The organism is Streptomyces capitiformicae, assembly GCF_002214185.1.
GTDB lineage: Bacteria > Actinomycetota > Actinomycetes > Streptomycetales > Streptomycetaceae > Streptomyces > Streptomyces capitiformicae.
Map to the genome: position 1 here is coordinate 9,708,568 of NZ_CP022161.1, position 24,255 is coordinate 9,732,822.

The 24,255-nt window shown below is 68.6% G+C and carries 19 protein-coding genes and 2 pseudogenes; 18 read left to right on the plus strand and 3 right to left on the minus strand.

The genetic code is table 11. The features are described 5' to 3' along the window. The first annotated feature begins 117 nt into the window (after nucleotides 1-117). The 6 genes from CES90_RS43645 (at nucleotide 118) to CES90_RS43670 (ending at nucleotide 6,576) form a co-directional block, all read left to right on the plus strand. Nucleotides 118-1,707 carry a BCCT family transporter gene (locus CES90_RS43645; protein WP_189788567.1) on the plus strand — a complete coding sequence of 530 codons (1,590 nt, stop codon included), beginning with the start codon at nucleotides 118-120 and terminating at the stop codon, nucleotides 1,705-1,707. A gap of 123 nt (nucleotides 1,708-1,830) precedes the next feature. Further along, nucleotides 1,831-2,916 carry an S-(hydroxymethyl)mycothiol dehydrogenase gene (locus CES90_RS43650; protein ID WP_189788566.1) on the plus strand — a complete coding sequence of 362 codons (1,086 nt, stop codon included), beginning with the start codon at nucleotides 1,831-1,833 and terminating at the stop codon, nucleotides 2,914-2,916. Next, entirely contained in the window at nucleotides 2,913-3,548 is a 636-nt protein-coding gene (locus CES90_RS43655) for an MBL fold metallo-hydrolase (RefSeq protein ID WP_189788565.1), read from the plus strand. The genes CES90_RS43650 and CES90_RS43655 overlap by 4 nt, the downstream gene beginning before the upstream one ends. Before the next feature lie 241 nt (nucleotides 3,549-3,789). Further along, nucleotides 3,790-4,152: a bifunctional 3-phenylpropionate/cinnamic acid dioxygenase ferredoxin subunit gene (locus CES90_RS43660; protein WP_189788564.1), complete on the plus strand. Its 363-nt coding sequence runs from the start codon at nucleotides 3,790-3,792 to the stop codon at nucleotides 4,150-4,152. Then, complete coding sequence (locus tag CES90_RS43665) at nucleotides 4,149-5,312, plus strand: NAD(P)/FAD-dependent oxidoreductase (RefSeq protein ID WP_189788563.1); 1,164 nt, start codon at nucleotides 4,149-4,151, stop codon at nucleotides 5,310-5,312. The genes CES90_RS43660 and CES90_RS43665 overlap by 4 nt, the downstream gene beginning before the upstream one ends. A gap of 130 nt (nucleotides 5,313-5,442) precedes the next feature. Further along, nucleotides 5,443-6,576 (plus strand): aromatic ring-hydroxylating oxygenase subunit alpha, encoded by a 1,134-nt coding sequence (locus CES90_RS43670; RefSeq protein WP_189788562.1) that lies wholly within the window; start codon nucleotides 5,443-5,445, stop codon nucleotides 6,574-6,576. 10 nt (nucleotides 6,577-6,586) lie between these two features. Here the strand turns inward: CES90_RS43670 and CES90_RS43675 are convergent, their stop codons facing one another. Beyond that, nucleotides 6,587-7,333 carry an IclR family transcriptional regulator gene (locus CES90_RS43675; RefSeq protein WP_189788575.1) on the minus strand — a complete coding sequence of 249 codons (747 nt, stop codon included), beginning with the start codon at nucleotides 7,331-7,333 and terminating at the stop codon, nucleotides 6,587-6,589. 202 nt (nucleotides 7,334-7,535) lie between these two features. Here CES90_RS43675 and betA point away from each other — a divergent pair, with 202 nt between their 5' ends. The 6 genes from betA (at nucleotide 7,536) to CES90_RS43705 (ending at nucleotide 15,789) form a co-directional block, all read left to right on the plus strand. Beyond that, nucleotides 7,536-9,206, plus strand: coding sequence for a choline dehydrogenase (gene betA, locus CES90_RS43680; RefSeq protein WP_189788561.1), 1,671 nt, complete (start codon nucleotides 7,536-7,538; stop codon nucleotides 9,204-9,206). Nucleotides 9,207-9,209: 3 nt separating this feature from the next. Further along, nucleotides 9,210-10,046 (plus strand): methylenetetrahydrofolate reductase, encoded by an 837-nt coding sequence (locus CES90_RS43685; protein WP_189788560.1) that lies wholly within the window; start codon nucleotides 9,210-9,212, stop codon nucleotides 10,044-10,046. A gap of 156 nt (nucleotides 10,047-10,202) precedes the next feature. Next, nucleotides 10,203-11,672 (plus strand): aldehyde dehydrogenase family protein, encoded by a 1,470-nt coding sequence (locus CES90_RS43690; protein WP_189788559.1) that lies wholly within the window; start codon nucleotides 10,203-10,205, stop codon nucleotides 11,670-11,672. Nucleotides 11,673-11,691: 19 nt separating this feature from the next. Further along, on the plus strand, nucleotides 11,692-12,780 hold the full coding sequence (locus CES90_RS43695) for a quaternary amine ABC transporter ATP-binding protein (RefSeq protein ID WP_189788558.1): 1,089 nt from the start codon (nucleotides 11,692-11,694) through the stop codon (nucleotides 12,778-12,780). Next, nucleotides 12,780-14,798 carry an ABC transporter permease gene (locus CES90_RS43700; protein WP_189788557.1) on the plus strand — a complete coding sequence of 673 codons (2,019 nt, stop codon included), beginning with the start codon at nucleotides 12,780-12,782 and terminating at the stop codon, nucleotides 14,796-14,798. The genes CES90_RS43695 and CES90_RS43700 overlap by 1 nt, the downstream gene beginning before the upstream one ends. Nucleotides 14,799-14,811: 13 nt before the next feature. Then, nucleotides 14,812-15,789 carry an ABC transporter substrate-binding protein gene (locus CES90_RS43705; protein ID WP_189788556.1) on the plus strand — a complete coding sequence of 326 codons (978 nt, stop codon included), beginning with the start codon at nucleotides 14,812-14,814 and terminating at the stop codon, nucleotides 15,787-15,789. Between the two features lie 257 nt (nucleotides 15,790-16,046). Here CES90_RS43705 and CES90_RS43710 read toward each other — a convergent pair whose 3' ends face one another. Further along, complete coding sequence (locus CES90_RS43710; protein ID WP_189788555.1) at nucleotides 16,047-16,529, minus strand: hypothetical protein; 483 nt, start codon at nucleotides 16,527-16,529, stop codon at nucleotides 16,047-16,049. A 244-nt stretch (nucleotides 16,530-16,773) separates the two neighbouring features. Here CES90_RS43710 and CES90_RS43715 point away from each other — a divergent pair. The 3 genes and pseudogenes from CES90_RS43715 to CES90_RS43725 form a co-directional block, all read left to right on the plus strand. Further along, nucleotides 16,774-17,007, plus strand: a pseudogene (locus CES90_RS43715) (ABC transporter permease subunit); the annotation flags it as partial. Nucleotides 17,008-17,175: 168 nt separating this feature from the next. Beyond that, nucleotides 17,176-19,614 (plus strand): GcvT family protein, encoded by a 2,439-nt coding sequence (locus CES90_RS43720; protein WP_189788554.1) that lies wholly within the window; start codon nucleotides 17,176-17,178, stop codon nucleotides 19,612-19,614. Nucleotides 19,615-19,651: 37 nt separating this feature from the next. After that, nucleotides 19,652-20,512, plus strand: a complete 861-nt coding sequence (locus tag CES90_RS43725; RefSeq protein WP_189788553.1) for a bifunctional methylenetetrahydrofolate dehydrogenase/methenyltetrahydrofolate cyclohydrolase — start codon at nucleotides 19,652-19,654, stop codon at nucleotides 20,510-20,512. Between the two features lie 114 nt (nucleotides 20,513-20,626). Here CES90_RS43725 and CES90_RS43730 read toward each other — a convergent pair. Further along, nucleotides 20,627-20,737: pseudogene (locus CES90_RS43730) on the minus strand (L-serine ammonia-lyase, iron-sulfur-dependent, subunit alpha); the annotation flags it as partial. Between the two features lie 190 nt (nucleotides 20,738-20,927). On the opposite strand from CES90_RS43730, the gene CES90_RS43735 reads away from it, so the two are divergent. The 3 genes from CES90_RS43735 to CES90_RS43745 all read left to right on the plus strand — a co-directional run bounded on the left by CES90_RS43735 (nucleotide 20,928) and on the right by CES90_RS43745 (nucleotide 24,143). Beyond that, on the plus strand, nucleotides 20,928-22,583 hold the full coding sequence (locus CES90_RS43735) for a cysteine protease StiP domain-containing protein (protein ID WP_232791376.1): 1,656 nt from the start codon (nucleotides 20,928-20,930) through the stop codon (nucleotides 22,581-22,583). Beyond that, complete coding sequence (locus CES90_RS43740; RefSeq protein WP_373313408.1) at nucleotides 22,583-23,410, plus strand: HAD family hydrolase; 828 nt, start codon at nucleotides 22,583-22,585, stop codon at nucleotides 23,408-23,410. The genes CES90_RS43735 and CES90_RS43740 overlap by 1 nt, the downstream gene beginning before the upstream one ends. Before the next feature lie 235 nt (nucleotides 23,411-23,645). Next, nucleotides 23,646-24,143, plus strand: a complete 498-nt coding sequence (locus CES90_RS43745) for a UTRA domain-containing protein (protein WP_189784184.1) — start codon at nucleotides 23,646-23,648, stop codon at nucleotides 24,141-24,143. The last annotated feature ends 112 nt before the right edge of the window (nucleotides 24,144-24,255 follow it).

Sequence of the window (24,255 nt, forward strand, 5' to 3'; positions counted from 1 at the left end):
GGAGGGCCCTGCAGGGACTGTGTTGCACATCGAGCGCATGGTTGCGTGTTGTGCATCACAGTGTGGTGGTCCTGCGGGATAGGGACGTAACTCCTCACCCTCTTCGGAAGGCTTCGCATGAGTACCGCGACGACGGAAAAGGGATCGGCTCCGAAACGGGTGGATCCCGCTGTTCTCTACATATCAGTGACGGTCTCCGCCCTCTTTGTGGCGTGGGGGGTCTTCTTCACCGACAACCTCGGCTCGGTGGCCGAGGCGACGCTCGCCCGTGTCATCGAGAACTTCGGCTGGCTCTTCGTACTGGCCAGCGCCGGCTTCGTGCTGCTGGCGGCCGTGCTGGCGTTCAGCCGGTTCGGTTCCATCCGGCTCGGCAAGGACGGTGACCGACCGGAGTTCAGCACCGTCTCCTGGGTGGCGATGATGTTCAGCGCCGGCATGGGCATCGGTCTGATGTTCTACGGGGCCAGTGAGCCCCTCATGCGCATGTCCAGCCCGCCGCCGGGAACCGCCGAGGCGGGAACGGACGACGCGGCCCGGGTGGCATTGGAGTACTCGTATTTCCACTGGGCGATCCATCCCTGGGCGATGTATGCCGTCGCGGGTCTCGCGCTCGCCTACTTCGGATTCCGCAAGAGCGGCAACAGCCTGATCAGCTCCGCGTTCCGGCCGCTGATCGGCGACCGGGTGGACGGACCACTGGGCAAGTCCATCGACATTCTGGCGATCTTCGCCACCCTCTTCGGCTCCGCCGTGTCCCTCGGTCTCGGCGCGTTGCAGATCAACAGCGGTCTGAACTCGCTCTGGGGGATCGACGACTCCACCGCCCTCGCGGTCTCGATCATCGCGGTCCTCACCCTCATGTTCGTGCTCTCCGCCCTCTCCGGGGTGCATCGCGGCATCCAGTGGCTGAGCAACGGCAACATGATCCTGGCCGCCCTCCTGCTGCTGTTCGTCTTCGTCGTCGGCCCCACGGTGTTCATCCTGAACAGCCAGACGGAGGCGATGGGCGGCTACCTGGCCTCGCTCCCGAAGATGAGCTTCATGACCGGAGCCTTCGGCGGCGGTGAATGGCTCTCCGGCTGGACGATCTTCTACTGGGCATGGTGGATCTCCTGGACGCCGTTCGTGGGCACGTTCATCGCGCGGATCTCTCGCGGTCGTACGATCCGGGAGTTCATCGTCGGCGTGATCATCGCGCCGAGCGTGGTGAGCGTCGTGTGGTTCGCGATCCTCGGCGGTACCGCCCTGAACCAGGAACTCCACGGCGGCAAGCTGTCCGAGGCGGTCGCCAAGGGCGAGGAAGCCGGCCTCTTCGCCACCCTGGAGAACCTGCCCTGGTTCCCCATCACCTCGGTGGTGGTGATCGTTCTGGTCGGCCTGTTCTTCGTCAGCGGTGCCGACGCGGCCTCCGTGGTGCTGGGCATGCTCTCCAGCCGGGGCAGTATGAGCCCCAGCCGCCCCGTCGTGATTCTGTGGGGTGTGCTGACCGGTCTGGTCGCGGCCGTGCTGCTGCTCGCCGGTGGCCTGGAGGCGGTCAAGCAAGTGGCCATCATCGCCGCCTTCCCGTTCCTCTTCGTGATGATCGGGATGTGCGTGTCCCTGGTGAAGGCGCTGAGCGCCGAGCCCCGCGTGAAACAGCCCGCGGTGCGGGACGACGGCGGCGCGAAGACGCCCGAGTTCCTGGCCGATAAGGAGACCGTGGCCTGAGCCGCCGCGTGCACGAATCCTTGACCGCCGCTCGTCCCGTCCACGATGCTTTGTTGCGCCAGGTGGGATGCGTGCCGTAATGAGAAACATCCCACTGGATCTTGTACTAGCCGAGGAGCAGCCATGACTCATCAGGTCCGTGCGGTCGTCGCGCGAGCGAAGGGCGCACCCGTCAGCCTTGAGACGATCATCGTGCCGGACCCGGGCCCGGGCGAGGCGCTGGTGAGGATCGAGGCGTGCGGGGTCTGCCACACCGATCTGCACTATCGCGAGGGCGGTATCAACGACGACTTCCCGTTCCTGCTGGGGCACGAGGCCGCGGGTGTCGTGGAGTCGGTCGGTGACGGTGTCACCGACATCGCTCCCGGTGACTTCGTCATCCTCAACTGGCGTGCCGTCTGTGGGCAGTGCCGGGCCTGTCGGCGCGGACGACCGCAGTACTGCTTCGCCACCCACAACGCGAAACAGAAGATGACCTTGACCGATGGCACCGAGTTGTCGCCGGCGCTGGGCATCGGCGCGTTCGCGGAGAAGACGCTGGTCGCGGCCGGGCAGTGCACCAAGGTCGACCCGGCGGCCTCGGCGGTGGCCGTCGGCCTGCTCGGCTGCGGCGTCATGGCGGGCATCGGCGCGGCCATCAACACGGGCAACGTCGGGCGCGGTGACAGCGTGGCGGTCATCGGCTGCGGCGGGGTGGGGGACGCGGCGATCGCCGGATCCCGGCTCGCCGGGGCGGCGAAGATCATCGCTGTCGACATCGACGAGCGCAAACTCGAGACCGCGATGGCGATCGGCGCGACGCACACAGTCAACTCCCGGCAGAGCGATCCGGTTGAAGCCATTCGCGAGCTGACCGGCGGCTTCGGTGCCGATGTGGTGATCGAGGCGGTCGGCCGCCCGGAGACGTACAAGCAGGCCTTCTACGCGCGCGACCTGGCGGGCACGGTCGTCCTCGTCGGTGTGCCCACGCCGGAGATGAAGCTCGAACTGCCGCTGCTGGACGTGTTCGGCCGGGGCGGCGCGCTCAAGTCGTCCTGGTACGGCGACTGCCTGCCGAGCCGGGACTTCCCGATGCTCGTCGACCTCTATCTCCAGGGCCGTCTGGACCTGGACGCCTTCGTCACCGAGACCATCGCGCTGGACGAGGTGGAGAAGGCCTTCGAGCGGATGCACCACGGTGACGTCCTGCGCTCGGTGGTGGTCCTGTGACGGCCGGCGCTCGTATCGAACACCTCGTCACGTCAGGAACGTTCTCGCTGGACGGCGGTACCTGGGACGTCGACAACAACGTGTGGATCGTCGGCGACGACAGCGAGGCGGTCGTCATCGACGCCGCGCACGACGCCGCCGCGATCGCCGATGCCCTCGGCGACCGCACCCTGCGGGCCATCGTGTGCACCCACGCCCACAACGACCACATCGACGCCGCGCCCGCACTCGCGGCGCGCACCGGCGCCCCGATCCTGCTCCACGGCGACGACCTGCCGCTGTGGAAGCAGACTCACCCGGACCGGATGCCCGACGGCGACCTGGCCGACGGTCAGGTGCTCACGGTGGCCGGTGTCGAGCTGACCGTGCTGCACACGCCGGGTCACGCCCCAGGCGCGGTGTGCCTGTATGCGCCGGCCCTGACGGCCCTCTTCAGCGGCGACACCCTCTTCGCGGGCGGACCGGGGGCGACGGGAAGGTCGTACAGCGACTTCCCGACCATCGTCGACTCCATCCGGGACCGGCTGTTGACGCTGCCGGGCGACACCGTCGTGCACACCGGTCATGGGGAGACGACCAGTATCGGCACAGAGGCACCGCACTTGCAGGAGTGGATCGACCGCGGCTTCTGACCCACCGCCCGTCGAACCGCGCACGCCCGCCTCCTCGGCCCTTTCGGGACGAGGAGGCGGGCTGCCTGTATGTGCCCCCCGAGAGACCCACCATTGTTGTTTATCGCGCAGCAGGTTGCGTAAAGAGCAACTCGCACGGTCCGGCTTTCGTGGCCTATGGATGCCTTGACAAGGGTTCAGGGCGACCTCAGACTGATGTTGCGCTTACCGCAATCCGTTTCGCTATACGCACCGAGGTGTCATGATGATTCCCGCGTGCCGTCTCGCGGATCTCCCGCGAGGTGAGGCCTTCCGGCTCGACATCGATCCGCCGGTCTCGGTGTTCCACACCGACGACGGCGAACTCTTCGCCATCGACGACACCTGCACCCACCAGGACGCCTCGCTCGCCGACGGCTGGCTGGAGGGCTGCGAGGTGGAATGCCCGCTGCATGCCTCGAAGTTCGACCTGAGGACCGGTGCCTGCGACGCCCCGCCGGCCAAACTCCCCGTCCGGACCCATGAGGTCGTCGTCGAGGACGGCATGATCCACGTCCGGCTGTCCACGGCCGCCCCCAACCTGCCGCCTTGCATCTCGGCCCGGCTCGCCGGGGGAGTCGCGTGAGGACGGTCGCCGTGGTCGGGGCCTCGCTGGCCGGACTGTCGGCGGCCCGCTCGCTGCGGAAGCAGGGCTACGACGGGCGGCTCGTCGTCATCGGGGGCGAGCTCCACCGCCCGTACGACAGGCCCCCGCTGTCCAAGGAGTTCCTCGCCGGCACCATCGGCGAGGCGGACCTCGCGCTGGAGTCGGAGGGCGAGGACCTGGGGGCGGAGTGGCTGCTCGGCACCCGCGCCACCGGACTCGACCGTATGGACCGCGCCGTCCGGCTCGCCGACGGCCGGGAGGTGCGCGCGGACGGCATCGTCATCGCGACCGGCGCCGCCGCGCGCACTCTGCCCGGCTCCGAGGGGTTGGCCGGGGTGCACCTCCTGCGCACCCTGGACGACGCCCGCGCCCTGCGGGACGAACTGGCTCGTGGCGGACGGCTGGTGGTGATCGGCGGCGGGTTCGTGGGTGCGGAGGTCGCCTCCACCGCGTACGCCCTCGGGCTCGATGTGACGGTGATCGAGGCGGCCCCGACGCCGCTCGCCGGACCGCTCGGCGAGACCATGGGCGGTGTTGTCTCCGCTCTTCACGCGGACCACGGCGTACGTCTGTTGTGCGGCGTGGGGGTCAAGGGGCTGAGCGGCGAGCGTCAGGTGAATGCCGTCCTGCTGGAGGACGGCCGTACCGTCCCCGCCGACACGGTCGTCGTCGGAGTCGGCGCACGGCCGTGCGTCGAGTGGCTGGAGGGCTCGGGAGTCGCGCTCGAAAACGGCGTCAAGTGCGGTGTGGACGGCCGCACCAGCCTGGCCGGCGTGGTCGCTGTCGGCGACTGCGCCAACTGGTACGACCCTCGTGCGGCCACCCATCGCCGCGTCGAGCACTGGACCGGCGCACGCGAGCGCCCCGACGCCGCCGTCGCGACCCTGCTGTCCGGGGGCGCGGCCGAGCCGGGTGTGCCCCGGCCGCCGTACTTCTGGTCGGACCAGTACGGCGTGAAGATCCAGTTCGTCGGTCACGCGGCCGGTGCCGACAGCCTGACCATCGAGGAAGGCACCCCGGACGACCGTAACGTCCTGGCCGTCTACCGGCGTGCCGGTCATCCGGTCGCCGTGCTCGGGATGAACCAGCCGCGGCTGTTCACCCGCTGGCGCAAGCAGCTCGCCCTCGTGACTTCTTGACACCGCCCCCGAGGCATCTCATGCTGCGGTTGCATATCACGCGCAGCATTTCGCATGACACAACGCCGTCCGGAGTCGCTCTTCCCGGCGCGTGAATGACCGATCCACGACGTTCTCCGAGGAGTGCCCTGTGACCTCGACCGGCCTGCCGGACAGCCTGATCGCCACCCTCCCCGGCTCCTCCTACACGGATCCCGAGATTTTCGCCCAGGAGCAGGAGCGCATATTCGAGACCATGTGGTTCTGCGTCGCCCGGTCGTCCGACCTGGCGAAGCCCGGCGCCTTCCGTACCGTCGACGTGGGCCGCGAGAGCATCCTCGTCACCCGGGCGCGGGACAACTCGATCCGCGCGTACTTCAATGTGTGCCGGCATCGCGGAGCCAAGCTCTGCACGGAGGAGACCGGCGAGGTCAAAAGGGCCTTCCAGTGCCCGTACCACGCCTGGACCTATGACCTGAACGGCAAGCTCGTCGCGGCGCCCAACCTCACCAAGATGCCCGACGTCGGCCGCACCGAATATGGCCTGGTGAGTGTGGCGGTGCGTGAGTGGCTCGGCTATGTCTGGGTCTGCCTGGCCGAGAATCCGCCCCCGTTCGAGGAGGACGTCATCGGCGAGGTCGTCGCCCGGCTCGGCGACGTCGAGTCGATCGACCGCTACGACATCGACAACCTCTCCGTCGGCAAGCGGATCGTCTACGACGTCAAGGCGAACTGGAAGCTCATCATCGAGAACTTCATGGAGTGCTACCACTGCGCCACCATCCACCCGGAACTCACCGAAGTGCTCCCTGAGTTCGCGGACGGTTACGCCGCCCAGTACTACGTCGGCCACGGCGCCGAGTTCGGCGAGGACGTCCAGGGCTTCACCGTCGACGGCTCCGAGGGCCTGGACCGCATTCCCGGGGTCGCCGAGGACCAGGACCGTCGCTACTACGCGATCACCGTCAAGCCGCAGGTCTTCATCAACCTCGTCCCCGACCATGTGATCTTCCACCGTATGTACCCGGTGGCCGTCGACCGGACGATCGTCGAGTGCGACTGGCTCTATCTCCCGCACGTCGTCGAGAGCGGCAAGGACGTCAGCCGGTCCGTGGAGCTCTTCCACCGCGTCAATCAGCAGGACTTCGACGCCTGCGAGCGCACACAGCCCGGAATGTACTCCCGGATGTACGCCAAGGGCGGTGTGCTGGTGCCCAGCGAGCATCACATCGGCGCGTTCCACGACTGGGTCAACGAGCGCCTGGGCGCCCAACAGGCCCAGTAGCGCAGGCCGCTCAGCCCAGGTACCCCATGCGGTGGCTGATCTCCTCCGCACCCTTGAGCAGTACGGGGGCGAGTTCGTGCAGACGTTCCTCGGTGAGCCGGTACGACGGACCGGAGGCGCTCACCGCTGCCACGACCTCGCCCTCCCGGTTGCGAATCGGGGCGGCCATGGCGTGCAGGCCCAGCTCCAACTCCTCCAGCGCCCAGGCGTAGCCGCGCTCGCGGGCCTCGGCGAGGTTCTTCTCGAGCTTCGTCCTCGCGGTGATGGTGTGCGGGGTGACCTTCTTCAGGCCGCTCGCGGTCAGCAGCGCGGCTCGCTCCTGCGTGCGGAGGTGGGCCAGCAGGACCTTCCCGCTGGACGTGGCGTGCAGCGGGGTCAGCTGGCCGACCCAGTTCTGCGCGGTCACGGCCCCCGGGCCGCGCACCTGGTACAGGTTGACGGCGTAATGCTCCTGCAGGACAGCGATGTTGACGGTCTCGCCGATCTCCTCGGCCAGCGCCTCACAGACCGGGCGGCTCTGCTGGGTGATGTCGATGCGGCCGGTGACCGCGCCGGCCAGGCGCACGATGCCGAAGCCCAGACGGTACTTGCCGCGCTCGCCCGCCTGCTCCACCAGACCGCGTGCCTCCAGAGCGCCGAGCAGCCGGAAGGCGGTGGACTTGTGCACATCTATCTCGGCCGCCACCTCGCTGACGCCAGCCTCGCCGCGTCGGGCCAGGATCTCCAGGACGCTGATGGCGCGGTCGACCGACTGCACGCCCCCGGTGGGGGCGTTCGAGTTTTCGGTGTCTTCGCTGTGGTTGCTCACAGCGAAACTATATCCGTAGTAAACAACACTTCTGCAAGTAACAGGCGCGTAGTGAAGACTTCACAAGTTGCGCCTCCCGCAACCTGGTGCATATAGCGACACCGGGACTAGCATGCCTCGCGTATCTATGGCGCGAGCGAGACGAGGCACCATGGTTCCCCTGCAGTACGACTTCGTCATTGTCGGTGGTGGATCCGCCGGCAGTGCACTTGCGAACAGACTCTCCGCTGACCCGGCGAACCGGGTGCTGGTGCTGGAGGCGGGCCGGTCCGACTATCCGTGGGACGTCTTCATTCACATGCCCGCGGCGCTGACCTATCCGATCGGCAGCCGCTTCTACGACTGGAAGTACGAGTCCGAGCCCGAACCCCATATGGGCGGCCGGCGTATCTATCACGCGCGCGGCAAGGTGCTGGGCGGCTCCAGCAGCATCAACGGCATGATCTTCCAGCGCGGCAACCCCCTGGACTACGAACGCTGGGCCGCCGACCCTGGCATGGAGACCTGGGACTACGCGCACTGTCTGCCCTACTTCCGGCGGATGGAGAACTGCCTCGCCGCCGACCCGGACGACGAGTTCCGCGGCCACGACGGGCCCCTCGTCCTCGAACGCGGCCCCGCGACCAATCCGCTCTTCACCGCCTTCCAGAAGGCCACCGAGGAGGCCGGGTACGCCCCGACGGACGATGTCAACGGCTATCGGCAGGAAGGTTTCGCCAAGTTCGACCGCAATGTCCACCGCGGACGCCGGCTGTCGGCCTCGAAGGCGTACCTCAAACCCGTGATGAAACGGCCGAACCTCACGGTCAGGACCCGCGCCCTCGTCACCCGCGTCCTCTTCGAGGGCAAGCGGGCCGTCGGAGTCGAGTTCCGGCGTGGGCGAGGCGCGCTCCAGCAGGTCCGCGCCAAGGAGGTCATCCTCTGCGGCGGCGCGATCAACTCCCCGCAGCTGCTGCAACTCTCCGGTGTCGGCAACGCCGAGGAGTTGAGCGCCCTCGGCATCGACGTCGTGCACGATCTGCCGGGTGTCGGCGAGAACATGCAGGACCACCTGGAGGTCTACGTCCAGTACGCCTGCAAGCAGCCCGTCTCCATGCAGCCGTACATGGCCAAGTGGCGCGCCCCCTTCATCGGGCTGCAGTGGCTCTTCCGCAAGGGGCCGGCGGCCACCAACCACTTCGAGGCCGGCGGCTTCGCCCGCAGCAACGAGGACGTGGACTACCCCAACCTGATGTTCCACTTCCTGCCCGTCGCGGTCCGCTACGACGGCTCCTCACCCTCCGGCGGCCATGGCTACCAGGTGCACGTGGGCCCCATGTACTCCGACGCCATCGGCTCGGTGAAGATCAGGAGCAAGGACCCGCGCGAGCACCCCGCGCTGCGCTTCAACTACCTCTCCACCGAGCAGGACCGCCGCGAATGGGTCGAGGCGATCCGCGTGGCCCGCAAGCTCCTGAACCAGCCCGCGCTGGCGCCTTACAACGGTGGGGAGCTTTCGCCCGGGCCGAAGGTGGAGTCGGACGAGGAGATCCTCGCCTGGGTCGCAAAGGAGGGCGAGACCGCGCTGCATCCGTCCTGCACCTGCAAGATGGGCACCGATGAGATGGCCGTCGTCGACCCCACGAGCATGCGGGTCCACGGTCTGGAGGGCCTGCGCGTCGTCGACGCCTCCGTGATGCCGTACGTCACCAACGGCAACATCTACGCGCCGGTGATGATGATCGCCGAGAAGGCCGCCGACCTGATCCTCGGCAATCAGCCGCTACCGCCGTCGAAGGCCGCGTACTACCGCCACCGCGACGCCCAGAGTCAGCCGGGATAGACGTTGGCGAACGCAGGACTCCGGGCGTTGCTGGGCTACGTCCGCTACGAGGTGCTGCCGGCGAAGGCGACCGAGGACAAGGTCCTCTCCCATGTCCCGCGCGACGTCGTCGTCACCGTGACGGCGTCGCCGGTCAAGGGTCTGGAACCCACCCTCGACCTGGCCACCCGGCTCTCCGCACACGGTTACCGCGTCGTCCCGCACCTGCCCGCGCGGCTGCTGCGGGACGACGCCCACCTGAAGGACGTCGCGGCCCGGCTCGGCGAGTCGGGCATCGACGACGTGTTCGTCCCGGCGGGTGACGCCGATCCGCCCGCCGGGATCTACGACGGGGCACTGCCCGTGCTGCGCGCCCTGAGCGAACTGGGCGGCCCCTTCGCCCGCGTGGGTATCACCGGCTACCCCGAGAGCCATCCCCTCCTCCATGACGACATCACCATCCAGTCGATGTGGGACAAGCGCGCGCACGCGACGTACATCGTGAGCAACCTGTGCTTCGACGGGAGGGCGCTGACGGACTGGGTCGCCCGGATACGCGGACGTGCGGTCGAGCTCCCCCTGCATGTGGGCGTCGCCGGGCCCGTGCAGCGGGCGAAGCTGCTGGCCATGGCGACGAAGATCGGAGTGGGGGAGTCGACGCGTTTCCTGACCCGGCACCCGTCCTGGTTCCTGCGGTTCGCGACCCCCGGCGGTTACGCGCCCGAACGGCTGCTCGCGCGCTGTGCGGACGCGTTCGGCACCCCCGCGGCCCGGGTGGCTGGTTTGCACCTGTTCACTTTCAATCAGGTCGCCGAGACGGAACAGTGGCGACGCGCTCTGCTGGAGCGGCTGGACGGTTGAAGGGCGTGGTGCCGTCGTCGGGCGAGGACCCTGGGTCACCTTGCCAAAACGTCATCAGTGAACCTCTTGACGCAGGTCCGACCATTCGCCAAGGTGTTCCACCACAAGCAATTGAATGCACAATGCGCAACGCATTTCGGTTGAAGGGCTGGGCGCGTGGCAGACCTGTATGTGGCCGGTGAATGGCGGGAACCGGTGGCCGGAGGCCGCCGGGAGATCCGCTGCCCCGCCGACGGCACCCTCACGGCGACCGTGTCGGAAGGGACCCGCCCCGACACCGAGGCGGCGATCACCGCGGCCCGACGGGCCTTCGACGAGGGCCCCTGGCCCCGCACACCCGAGCGGGAGCGTGGCGCGCTGCTGCTGCGCACCGCCGACATCGTCGAGCGCGACGCCAAGGAGTTCGCCCGCGCCGAATCGCTGGACACCGGCAAGCGGCTCGTGGAGAGCGAGTACGACATCGCCGACGTCGTCTCCTGCTTCCGCTACTACGGCGGGATCGCGGGCACCGACGCCGGACGCGTGGTCGACACCGGCCGTGACGACGCCGTCAGCCGTGTCGTGTACGAGCCGATCGGCGTGTGCGGACTGATCACCCCCTGGAACTACCCGCTTCTCCAGGCCAGTTGGAAGGTCGCCCCCGCCCTTCTCGCGGGCAACACGATCGTCCTCAAGCCCAGCGAACTGACCCCCTCCACCTCGATCCTGCTGATGAGGGCACTCGCGGAGGCCGGACTCCCCGCCGGCGCCGCCAACCTCGTCCTGGGCGCAGGCCCCGAGGTGGGCGCCCCGCTCTCCGAGGACCCGGCCGTCGACATGGTCTCCTTCACCGGCGGGCTGGAGACCGGCAGACGGATCATGGCCACCGCCGCGGCGAGCGTGAAAAAGGTGGCACTGGAACTCGGCGGCAAGAACCCCAACGTCGTCTTCGCGGACGCCGACTTCGAGACGGCCGTGGACTTCGCCCTCACGGCCGTCTTCCTGCATTCCGGGCAGGTCTGCTCGGCCGGCGCCCGCCTGATCGTCGAGGACTCGCTGCACGACCGCTTCGTCGACGAAGTCGTCCGCCGCGCTCGGCTGATCCGCCTCGGTGGCCCCTTCGACCCCGAGGCCGAGACCGGGGCGCTGATCTCCGCACAACACCTGGACAAGGTCGAGGCATATGTCGCCGCGGGCCTCGCCGAGGGCGCCGTACTGCGATGCGGCGGCGTACGGCCCGACGACCCGGCGCTCGGATGCGGCCACTACTACCCGCCGACCGTGCTCGACGAGTGCCGCCAGGACATGCGCGTGGTGCACGAGGAGTCCTTCGGGCCCGTGCTCACCGTGGAGCGCTTCACCGACGAGGACGACGCCGTACGCATCGCCAACGACACCGAGTACGGACTCGCCGGAGCCGTCTGGACGCAGGACGCGGGCAAGGCCCAGCGGGTCGCCCGGCGGCTGCGCCACGGCACGGTGTGGATCAACGACTACCACCCCTATGTGCCGCAAGCGGAATGGGGTGGCTTCGGGCACTCCGGTGTGGGCCGGGAGCTGGGACCGACCGGCCTGGACGAGTACCGGGAGCCCAAACACATCTGGCAGAACATCCAACCCCGGCCGCAACGCTGGTTTAGCGGCTGAACGCCGAAAAGAGGTCGACGTGACCCCAGTAAAGACCGAGGTGCCGCAGCGGCGCGGCACACCCCAGGACTCGGACGGCACGCCGGTCATATCCGTGCGCGGGCTGTGGAAGGTGTTCGGGCCGAAGGCCGAGCAGGTCCCGGATTCCGAGGAGTTGTGCGGGCTCACCCGCCGCGAGCTCATGGACCGCACCGGCTGCACCGCCGCCGTACGCGACGTGAACTTCGAGGTCGCGCCCGGCGAGGTCTTCGTCGTCATGGGCCTGTCCGGCTCCGGCAAGTCCACACTCGTGCGATGTCTGACCCGGCTGATCGAACCCACCGCCGGTGAGATCGTCTTCGAGGGCGAGAACATCCGCGACGCGGACGCGGGGCGCCTGCGCGAACTGCGCCGCCGCAAGTTCTCCATGGTCTTCCAGCACTTCGGGCTGCTGCCCCACCGCCGGGTCATCGACAACGTGGCCTTCGGCCTGGAGATCCGCGGCATGAGCAAGGCCCAACGCGTCCAACGGGCCCAGGAGGTCGTGGAGCTGGTCGGCCTCGCCGGCTACGAGAACTCCTACCCCGACCAGCTCTCCGGCGGTATGCAGCAGCGCGTCGGCCTCGCCCGGGCGCTGGCCGGCGACCCCGACGTCCTCTTCTTCGACGAGCCGTTCTCCGCGCTCGACCCGCTGATCCGCCGGGACATGCAGAACGAGGTCATCCGCCTCCACCACGAGGTCGGCAAGACCATGGTGTTCATCACCCACGACCTCTCCGAGGCCCTCAAACTGGGCGACCGCATCCTGATCATGCGCGACGGCAAGATGGTCCAGTGCGGCACCGGTGACGAGTTGGTGGGCGCCCCGGCCGACGACTACGTGCGCGAGTTCGTCAAGGACGTACCGCGCGGCGACGTACTCACCCTGCGGTGGATCATGCGCCCGGCTGCGCCCGACGACGCCTTGGACGGCCCCGAGCTGGGCCCGGACGTCGTGGTGCGGGAGGCCACCCGGGCGGTGCTCGCGGCCGAGAAGCCGGTGAAGGTCGTAGAGAACGGCAAGCTGCTCGGCATCGTCGGCGACGAGGAGATCCTCGCGGTGGTCGCCGGGCAGGAAGGCGACGTGTGATGGCTGCCGTCGTAGAGAAAACGGATAAGCCGGACAAAGTAGTCGAGTTGGCGAAGGTGCCGGAACCCGCGCCCCTCGCCGGGGTACGCAAGGTCAGCCGCGGCATGGTCGTGGGCGCGGTCCTTCTCGTCTGGCTGGTGTTGTTCGCCGTGCTGCGCGGGAAACACACCCTGACCCTGTCGGCGGCGGACCTGACCGACCTGCACCGGTGGTTCAACGACGTCAATGACTCGATCGGCGCGAACCGCAACTCCAACCCGCTCTTCCTCTACTTCTTCAACGAGATCCGCCTGGTCATCGACACCCTGGTGACCTTCGTCCAGGAGCTGATCTCGCAGCCGTCCGGGGACCGCCCCGTCCCGCAGATCGGCTGGCTCGGTGTCGTCGGCATCGCCGGCTACGTCTCCTGGGCCGTGGGCAACTGGAGGGTCGCGCTGCTGGCGGTGGCCGGCTTCACCTTCCTCGGGGTGCAGGGCCTGTGGCAGGAGAGCATGGACACCCTGGCGCTCACCCTCTCCGCGGTCCTCGTGGCGCTGCTGTTCGCGATCCCGCTGGGCGTGTGGGCGGGGCTGTCCGACCGGTTCAACCGGATCGTGACGCCCTTCCTGGACTTCATGCAGACCATGCCGACCTTTGTCTATCTGGCCCCGCTGACCCTGTTCTTCCTCATCGGCGGCGCCTCCGCCACGATCGCCACCGTGATCTACGCGGCTCCACCGGCGATCCGCATCACCGCGCACGCCATCCGCTCCGTGCCCGAGACCACCGTCGAGGCGGCCGACTCACTGGGCGCGACGCGGCAGCAGGCACTGCTGAAGGTCTTGCTGCCGATGTCCAAGCGGACCGTGGTGATGGGCGTCAACCAGTCCATCATGGCCGCCCTCGCCATGGTCACCATCGCCGCCCTGATCGGTGCGCCCGGCCTCGGCAGGACCGTCGTCCAGGCCCTGCAGTCCCTCGACGTCGGTACGGCCTTCAACGCGGGCCTCTCCATCGTCGTGATGGCGATCGTCCTGGACCGGGTCACGACCGCCGCCAGCACCCGCGCGAAGGCGGCCAGAAGTTCGAAGACTCGCTTCCTTGCCTGGCGGCGGCGCCTCCTGGGTGCCGGCGCGGTGGTCACGGCGGTCCTCGTCTACATGTCGCACACCTACGTCTGGGCGGCCGAGTTCCCCGGCGAGGGCGGCGCGGGCAGCTCCATCGCGAGCGCGGCCGACACCACGACGACCTGGGTGCAGGACGAGCTCTCGGGCCTCACCAACGCCGTCCGTGACACCCTCACCAACGGCCTCCTGAACCCCTTCCAGTCGCTGCTCACCGACTCCCCGTGGTGGCTCGTCGGCGCGGTGCTGATCGCTCTCGGCGTCGTGTTCGGCGGCTGGCGTGCCGGGCTCACCACGGCCGTGTGCGTGGGCCTGCTGGTCGGCACCGGTGTGTGGTCGGACGGCATGACGACGATGGCGTTGAGCCTCGTCGCCACGGTGCTGGTGATGCTGATCGGCGTCTTCTTCGGTGTGTGGATGGGACGCAGCGCGCTGGTCGACCGGCTGCTGCGCCCCACTCTGGACGCGGCCCAGGTCATGCCGCCGTTCGTCTATCTCGTCCCGTTTCTCGCGCTGTTCGGCCCGACCCGCTTCACCGCGATCGTCGCCGCTGTCGTCTACGCGGCCCCCGTCGCCGTGAAGATCATCGCGGACGGGATACGGAAGGTGCCCGCGACCACCGTGGAAGCGGCCACCTCCGCCGGGTGCAACACCTGGCAGATCATCACCAAGGTCCAGCTGCCGATGGCACGCGGTGCCCTGACTCTCGCCACGAACCAGGGTCTCATCTACGTGCTGTCGATGGTCGTCGTGGGCGGTCTTGTGGGCGCCGGGGCCCTCGGCTACGACGTCGTCGCCGGCTTCTCGCAGGGGCAGCTGTACGGGAAGGGGCTGGCCGCGGGACTGGCCATCGTCCTTCTCGGAGTCATGTTCGACAGGATCACTCAGGCAGCGGCGCGGCGTGCCGGCGCATAAGGAGCTACGGACCATGGCAGGACACGTAAAACACTGGAGAGTCGGCGCGGCCGGCATAGCCGTCCTCGCACTCGCCCTCACGGCCTGCGGAGGGGCCAAGGTCGGTGACGACTCCTCGGGGTCCGACAGCTCGGGAGGCTCCGCCGAGTGCGGCACCTTCAACCTCGCGGTCAACCCGTGGGTGGGCTACGAGGCCAACGCGGCGGTCATCGCGTACGTCGCGGAGAAGGACCTCGGCTGCAAGGTCGTCAAGAAGGACCTCAAGGAGGAGATCGCCTGGCAGGGCTTCGGGACGGGCGAGGTCGACGCCGTCGTCGAGAACTGGGGCCACAACGACCTGAAGAAGAAGTACATCACCGACCAGAAGACCGCCGTCGAGGCCGGCTCCACCGGCAACGAAGGCCTCATCGGCTGGTACGTGCCGCCGTGGCTGGCCAAGGAGCACCCGGACATCACGGACTGGAACAACCTCAACAAGTACGCGGACAAGTTCAAGACCTCGGAGTCCGGCGGCAAGGGGCAGCTGCTCGACGGCGACCCGTCGTTCGAAACCAACGACGAGGCCCTGGTGAAGAACCTGAAGCTGGACTACAAGGTGGTGTACGGGGGCAGTGAGACCGCGCTCATCCAGGCCTTCCGCGACGCGGAGAAGAACAAGAAGTGGCTGATCGGCTACTTCTACGAGCCGCAGTGGTTCCTGGCCGAGGTGCCGCTCGTCAAGGTCAAGCTGCCCGACTACAAGGAGGGCTGCGACGCCGACGCGGAGAAGGTCGCCTGCGACTACCCCGTGTACAAGCTGGACAAGATCGTCAGCGCGAAGTTCGCCAAGTCGGGCAGCCCGGCCTATGACCTGGTCAAGAACTTCACCTGGACCAACGACGACCAGAACGTCGTGGCGAAGTACATCGCGGTGGACAAGATGACGCCCGAGGCGGCGGCCGAGAAGTGGGTCGAGGCGAATCGGGACAAGGTGAAGGCCTGGATCAAGTAGTAGCGGAGGCCGGACGCCAAGAACCGGTCGACCACGCCCGGTGGGCGGTGCGCATCCCGCGCGCACCGCCCACCGGGCATCGCTGTGTTCAGGCCCTCTTTCCGGTCCCTTTCCCGGACGTGGTCGGACTACTGAACGCTCGAAGTAACGCGAACCGGGTCACGAGACGCTGATGGGGGGCCGACAGCGAGCTGTCGGCCCCCCATTGGGCATTGCGCGTCGGTCAGACCGAATGGGTCAGTGCGCAACAATCCACATCAGCCATTGAAGGGGCACTTCTTGATGATGAAGAATGCTTTTCCGGGCTGGTCCACACCAAGAACTCCCTGGTTGCCGGGCCTTGAGCTGCCGACGACGAGGTCCGCGCCCTTGAACTGCTTGGTTTTGGAGTGCCACAGGACCCGGCCACCGGAATACTGGTAGAATCGCACATCGCCGTTCTTGGCGACCTGGACGTACGCGGACGGGCCGCTGAGGTGCCCCTTGGCCTTGTATACCGTGCAGGTCAAGGCCTTGTAGGTCATGTAGATGTTGTAGTTCTTCCCGACACAGAACCTGGCCTTTCGCGACGCGGGACCATCGGTGATACACTGCCCCGCCTTGAGCTTTTTGCCATTGGCCAGGCGATTTTTCGGCGCCGCGCTTGCAGGGCTGGCCACGCCCAGGGCGACCGCGGCCGCGACCGCGAAGACGGCCGCGTGACGCACAGGCCGGTAGCTGATTTTGAAAATACGCGCCATGGCGCATTCCTCCCCGTTAATGAAGGGAACTCAGTCAATTTTGCTCCGTTCCCATTCCAGGCAGGATCTTATCCCAGGGACGCGTTCACTGGGTGCCCCCCGAGTTCTTTTTGTAGTATCTTCACAATTCACTTGTCGAGACTTTTCGTGACGGTCCGCCCATCTCTCTAATGGGCCGCTTTGGCTGTCCGGGCTGAGGGGGGATCCAGGCGGTCCGGCTGTCGCGTCGGGTGGGCACCGGGCGCTGATCCTGTTCTTCCTCATCGGCGGCGCCTCCGCCACGATCGCCATGGTGATCTGCGCGGCCCCGCCGGCGATCCGGATCACCGTGCACGCCATCCGGTCCGTGCCCGAGACCACGGTCGAGGCGGCCGACTTGCTCGGCGCGACCCGGCGGCAGTCCCTGCTGCCGATGTCCAAGCGGACCAGGGTCATGCGCGTCAATCAGTCGATCATGGCTGCCCTCGCCATGGTCACGGACCGTTTCCCGGGCTGCTCGGCGGCTCGTTCTCCCGGCCGTTCCTCGACGTCATGGACCCCTTGACACCCACGTGCGCGGAAGGCACATTGAGTTGCGCAACCTGAATCATGTTGCGTAGACAGCAACTCGATCGGCTCGACTGGTTTACAAACCGGAGGTGCGGCGATGGCGGGACCCCGAGTGGTCATCATCGGAGCGGGAGTCGTTGGCGCGGCTCTCGCGGACGAGATCTCGGCGCGGGGTTGGAGCGAAGTGACCGTGGTGGATCAGGGTCCGCTCCCGGCCACCGGCGGCTCCAGCTCACACGCCCCGGGCTTGGTGTTCCAGACGAACCCCTCCAAGACGATGACCGAGATGGCCCGCTACACCGTCGAGAAGTTCTGCTCCCTCGACGTCGACGGCAAGCCCTGCTTCCTCCAGGTCGGCGGCCTCGAGGTGGCGACCACCCCCGAGCGCCTTGCTGAGCTGCACCGCCGCCACGGCTGGATCACCGCCTGGGGCATCGAGTCCCGGCTCCTGACCGCCGACGAGTGTGTCGAGCAGCACCCCCTGGTCAACCGGGACAAGGTCCTCGGCGGCCTCCTCGTCCCGACGGACGGCCTGGCCAAGGCGGTCCTCGCCGTCGAGGCGCAGATCCGCCGGGCCACCGAGCGCGGCGTACGCTTCCTCGCCCGCCACGAAGTCCTCGACATCCTGAAGACCGACGGCGAGGTGACGGGCGTCCGCACCGACCAGGGCGATCTGGAAGCCGACATCGTGGTGTGCTGCGCCGGCATCTGGGGTCCGAAGATCGCGCGCATGGTCGGGATGAACCTTCCGCTCACGCCACTGGCCCATCAGCTGGCCTGGACGGGTCCGGTGCCGGCGTTGGCGGGGCAGACGCAGGAGGCGGTCCGTCCGATCCTGCGCCACCAGGACGCCGACCTCTACTACCGCGACCGCTTCGACGGCCTGGGCATCGGCTACTACGGCCACCGTCCGATGCCCATCTCCGCCGACGACATCCTCTCCGTCGACGAGGCCGACGAGATGCCGTCGGTCCTGAAGTTCACTGAGGACGACTTCGCCGACGCCTGGACCGAGACCCAGTCCCTGCTCCCCGCGACGAAGGAGGCCAAGGTCGAGGAGGGCATCAACGGCCTGTTCTCCTTCACCACCGACGGCTACCCGCTTCTCGGCGAGTCACCCGACGTCAAGGGTTTCTGGGTCGCCGAGGCGGTGTGGGTCACGCACTCCGCGGGCGTCGGACGAGCGGTGGCCGAATGGCTCGTCGACGGCTACTGCTCCTCCTTCGACCTGCACGAGTGCGACGTCAACCGCTTCGAGCCGCACCAGCTCTCCCCCGAGTACGTCCTGGCCCGCGACTGCCAGAACTTCGTCGAGGTCTACGACATCCTGCACCCGCTGCAGCCGTCGGGGGACCCGCGCCCGATCCGGTTGAGTCCGTTCCACACCCGCCAGCAGGAACAGGGCGCCTTCTTCCTCGAGGCGGGCGGCTGGGAGCGCCCGCAATGGTACGAGGCCAACGCGGGCCTGGTCGAAGGCCGTTCCATCCCCACCCCGAACGACTGGGCCGCGCGGTACTGGTCGCCCATCGTCGGCGCGGAGGCCCAGGTCACCCGCGAGACCGTCGCCATGTACGACATGACAGCTCTCAAGCGCCTCGAAGTGACCGGCCCCGGTGCCGCCGCCTTCCTGGAGCGCCTGTGCACCGGCAAGGTCGCCAAGTCCGTCGGCTCGGTGACGTACACCCTGCTCCTCGACCACGACGGCGGCATCCGCAGCGACGTCACGGTGGCCCGGCTCGCCCGCGACCGCTTCCAGGTCGGCGCCAACGGCAACCTGGACCTCGACTGGTTCTCCCGGCACCTCCCCGCCGACGGCACGGTCCAGGTACGTGACATCACCGCCGGCACCTGCTGCATCGGTCTGTGGGGCCCGCTCGCCCGCGAGGTCCTGCAACCCCTCACGGACGAGGACTTCACCAACGACGGCCTGAAGTACTTCCGCGCCAAGCAGGCCCACATCGGCAGCGTCCCGGTCACGGCGATGCGCCTGTCGTACGTCGGTGAACTCGGCTGGGAGCTGTACACCACCGCCGACCTCGGCGGGAAGCTGTGGGACACGCTGTGGCGGGCGGCCGAGCCGCTGGGCGGCATCGTCGCCGGCCGCGGCGCCTTCAACAGCCTGCGCCTGGAGAAGGGTTACCGCTCCTTCGGTACCGACATGACGTACGAGCACGACCCCTACGAGGCCGGCGTCGGCTTCGCCGTCAAGCTCGACAAGGACGACTTCATCGGCAGGGCCGCGCTGGAGCGCCGCAAGGCCGACGTACGACGGAAGCTGACCTGCCTCACCATCGACGACCCACTGTCCGTCGTCATGGGCAAGGAACCGGTGTACGACGGCGACCGCGCGGTCGGCTACGTCACCAGCGCCGCCCACGGCTACACCATCGGCAAGGGCATCGCCTACGCCTGGCTCCCCGTGGAGCTCACCACCCCCGGTACCACCGTGCACATCGGCTACTTCGACCAGCGCGTCGAGGCGACCGTCGCCGAGGAACCCCTGTTCGACCCGACCATGTCCCGCCTCCGTGGCTGACACCCCGCGTCGACTCTGAGGGAAAGGAACACCGCCGGTGAACGCACAGCTGCTCGACGGCAAGGCGACCGCCGCCGAAATCCGCCGCGAACTCACGGAGCGCGTGGCCAAGTTGACCGCGACCGGCGGCCGCCTGCCCGGGCTCGGCACGGTCCTCGTCGGCGACGACCCCGGCAGCCACGCCTACGTCGCCGGAAAGCACCGCGACTGCGCACAGGTGGGCATCGCCTCCCTCCGTCGCGAACTGCCCGCCGACGCCACCCAACGGCAGGTCGAGGACGTCATCGACGAACTCAACGCCGACCCGGCCTGCACCGGCTACATCGTCCAGCTTCCGCTGCCGCGCCACCTCGACGCCAACGCCGTACTGGAGCGCATGGACCCGGCCAAGGACGCCGACGGCCTGCACCCCGTCAACCTCGGCCGGCTGGTCCTGGGCGTCGAGGCCCCGCTGCCCTGCACGCCACGCGGCATCGTCGAACTGCTTCGCCGGTACGAGGTGCCGCTGGCCGGAGCACGGGTGTGCGTGATCGGCCGGGGCATCACCGTGGGACGCCCCATCGGACTCCTCCTCACCCGCAGGTCGGAGAACGCCACCGTGACCCTGTGCCACACCGGCACCAAGGGCCTGGCCTGGCACGTACGCGAAGCGGATGTCGTCGTCGCGGCCGCCGGCTCGCCCGGGCTGATCACCAAGGACATGGTGCGCCCCGGCGCGGCGCTCCTGGACGTCGGCATCACCCGCACCGACCGGGGCCTGGTCGGCGACATACACCCGGACGCCGCCCGGACAGCCGGATGGCTCGCGCCCATGCCCGGCGGCGTGGGCCCCATGACCCGCGCGATGTTGCTGGCCAACGTCGTCGAGGCCGCGGAGAGGAACGCGAACACGGTATGACCCTCGGTGGCGAGGCCATGGCCTCGCCACCGCTCACTGCTTGGCGAAGACCACGGCATCACCGGCGTCGCCGTCCTGGTGACAGGGATGGCCGGTCGCCGGTTTGCCGCCCGCTCAGCACTCGATGATGTTCACCGCGAGCCCGCCGCGGGCGGTTTCCTTGTACTTCACGCTCATGTCGGCGCCGGTGTCCTTCATGGTCTTGATGACCTTGTCGAGGGAGGGAGGCGCGGCGGAGGTGCCGGTCCCGGGAGGCGCGGCGGAGGTGCCGGTCCCGGGAGGCGCGGCGGAGGTGCCGGTCCCGGCAGGCGCGGCGCCGCGGGTCACCAGGGTCGAGCTGGACTGGCCGGCCGGGGTGCCCGACGGGGGGCGCCATGGCTTCACGCCGGCGCATCGGAGGCGTTTGGAGGCCGCGTTGCCCGACCTGGCCGACCGTCTCGTGCGGGCCCTGCCGCCGGGTGCCCGACGGGTGCTGGTGCTCGGCTTCGAGGAGCTGATGTACGCGCCGTTGTGCCTGGCGAGGGAGCTGGAGCGGGTGGTCGGGGGCGAGGCGGGGGTGGAGATACGGTTCTCCACGACTACGCGGTCGCCCGTGCTGGCGGTGGACGACCCCGGCTACGCGATACGCAGCCGGATCGTCTTCCCCGCGCACGACGAGCCCGCGGAAGGGCCTGGGGAGCGGTACGCGTACAACGTGGCGGGGGGCGGGTTCGACGCGGTGGTGGCCGTCGTCGACTCGGTCGCGGACACGCCCGCGCTGCACGCCCGTGACGGTCTGTTGGCGACGCTCGCCGCGCATACGCCGAGCGTCCTGCTGGCCGTCGTGCCGTCGTATGTACCGCCGTATGCTCCGCCGGTTCGCCGCGGCCCGGACACGCCGTCCCGGTCCCCGCACACCCACGAAAGGTCCCCCATGCTGCCCGAGCCCCTGCGCGGCCCCGACTTCTCGTCCTATGCGCCGGAGGACGTCGGCTGGCTGCTTCAGGACCTCTCGGAGGTGACCCTGGAGGCGCCGACCGAGGAGCGGGAGGAGGCGATCCAGAGCGGTGGGGCGCACTACGCGGAGTCGTTGCCGGTCGAGTACCAGCCGAGCGAGCGGTATCAGGAACTGTTCCACAGCGCGCTCGACGCCTCCGCCGATCGGATCGCCCTGGCTGTGGGGGTCGTGACCGAGACCGTGTTGGCCGAGCGGTCGCCTCGGCCCGTCATCGTGTCGCTCGCCCGTGCCGGTACGCCCGTCGGTGTGCTCATGCGGCGGTGGGCGCAGCAGCGGCACGGGGTGGAGCTGCCGCACTACGCCGTGTCGATCGTGCGTGGGCGCGGGATCGACGCCAACGCGCTGCGCTGGCTGGCGGCTCACCATGACCCGGCCGATGTCGTCTTCGTGGACGGCTGGACGGGGAAGGGAGCGATCACCCGTGAACTCGCCGCGGCCATCGAGGAGTTCGAGGCGGCGGAGGGGATCACCGGATTCGATCCGGAGATCGCCGTGCTCGCCGATCCGGGGTCGTGCGTGCGGACGTACGGGACCAGGGAGGACTTCCTCATTCCCTCCGCCTGCCTCAACTCGACCGTGTCGGGGCTGATTTCGCGGACCGTGCTGCGGTCGGACCTGGTGGGGCCGAACGACTTCCACGGGGCGAAGTTCTACCGGGAGCTGGCCGGGGCCGATGTGTCCGTGGACTTCCTGGACGCGATATCCGCCCGGTTCGCCGGGATCGTGGACGCGGTGGACTCCCGTACCAAGGAACTGCTCTCCGCCGACCGTACGCCCACCTGGGAGGGCTGGGCGGCCGTCGAGCGGATCAGTGAGGAGTACGGGATCCACGACGTGAACCTGGTCAAGCCCGGTGTCGGCGAGACCACCCGGGTGCTGCTGCGCCGCGTACCGTGGAAGATCCTCGCGCGGGCCGGGGCGGGCGCGGACCTCGACCACGTACGTCTGCTCGCCGAACAGAGAGGGGTACCGGTGGAAGAGGTGGCCGAACTGCCGTACACCTGCGTGGGGCTGATCCACCCCCAGTACACGCGGGGCGCGACCGGTGCCGACGGCAAGGCGGTGGCTGTCTGATGTCCCGGCCCCGGATGCCGCAGGTGCTGGTCGCCAGCGATCTCGATCGTACGCTCATCTATTCGTCCGCCGCGCTCGCGCTGACCATGCCGGACGCGCGGGCGCCCAGGCTGCTCACGGTCGAGGTGCACGAGAGCCGGCCGTTGTCGTACATGACCGAGACGGCGGCGGGACTGCTGACCGAACTCGGGGACACGGCGGTGTTCGTACCGACGACCACCCGGACGCGTAAGCAGTACCAGCGGATCAATCTGCCGGGGCCCGCGCCGAAGTACGCGATCTGCGCGAACGGTGGGCATCTGCTGGTGGACGGGGTCACGGATGCCGCCTGGCACGACGGGGTGCTCGCCCGGCTCGCCTCTGAGTGTGCGCCCTTGAGTGAGGTGCGGGATCATCTGGCCGCCACCGCCGATCCGTCCTGGGTGCGCAAGCATCGGGTCGCCGAGGACCTGTTCGCCTACCTCGTCGTCGAGCGGGAGTTGCTGCCCGAGGAGTGGGTGAAGGATCTCGCGGTGTGGGCGGAGAACCGGGGGTGGACGGTGTCCCTTCAGGGGCGGAAGCTGTACGCCGTGCCGAAGCCGCTCACCAAGTCGGCGGCCATGCGGGAGGTCGCGCGGCGGACCGGGGCCGAGTTGACGGTGGCCGCCGGGGATTCGTTGCTGGACGCGGACTTGTTGCTCGCGGCGGATCGGGCGTGGCGGCCGGGGCATGGGGAGTTGGCCGACGTGGGGTGGGGTGGCCCTGCGGTTACCGCGCTGCCGGAGCGGGGGGTTATAGCGGGGGAGAGGATTCTGCGGGAGTTCGTGAGGGCGGCGCGGGAGGGTTGAGCGGGGCTTTCCGGGGTCACCTCTGTGCACGTGACGCTCTTGTAGGCGCTCCCCAGCACCTGTGGCACACGGCTGACCGCTGTCAGGCCCGCCGTTGGTGTCGACACAGGGGTAACAGCGGCGGGCACAGGCCACCCCCGGATGGGGACGTGGGGGCGGCCCGTTCCGCTGCCAGCGCAAGCTCCGGGTGCCGACAGCGGGGGCTCTCAGCGGCGCTTGGGGGCCCGGGAGCGGTATGCGCAACTCGACTCCGTACACAAGGGATCAGGGGATCGGCTGGTCCGAGTACCGGCTCGACAAGCGGTTCGAGAAGGTGCGGGCGGACGCCGAACTGGCCGGGCTGTTCGAGTGCGAGACGGGTGAGTGGCTGCTGGCACGGCACTTCGTGTTCCACGACAACGACCAGCCCACCCAGATGAGTACCTCCTACGTGCGTTGGTCGGATGTCGCCGGGACGCCGGTCGCCGACCCGATCAACGAACCCTGGCCGGGCGGTACTCAGGCTCAGATGGCTAGCCTGGGTATCCGCGTCACACGGGTCACCGAGTCGTTCACCGCAGGCATGCCCACCCAACTCGAGGCGGCCACGCTGCGGATCGGCTCAGGCGTTCCTGTGCTGCGCTACACGCGTCGGCACATCGCCGACACGGGCCGGATCGTCGAGGTGGCCCACTCGATCGTGCGACGTGGCGACACCACCATCGTCGACTTCGTCATCGACCTCGACGACTGAGCAGCCAGGCGCCGCCGACGTAGTCGAGCGGATCGACGACACCCTGCGCATTCCTCTGTGTGGCGGCGCTGCTGATGCTGCACCGCCTGCGGCTGCGCTGATTGCCCGTGGC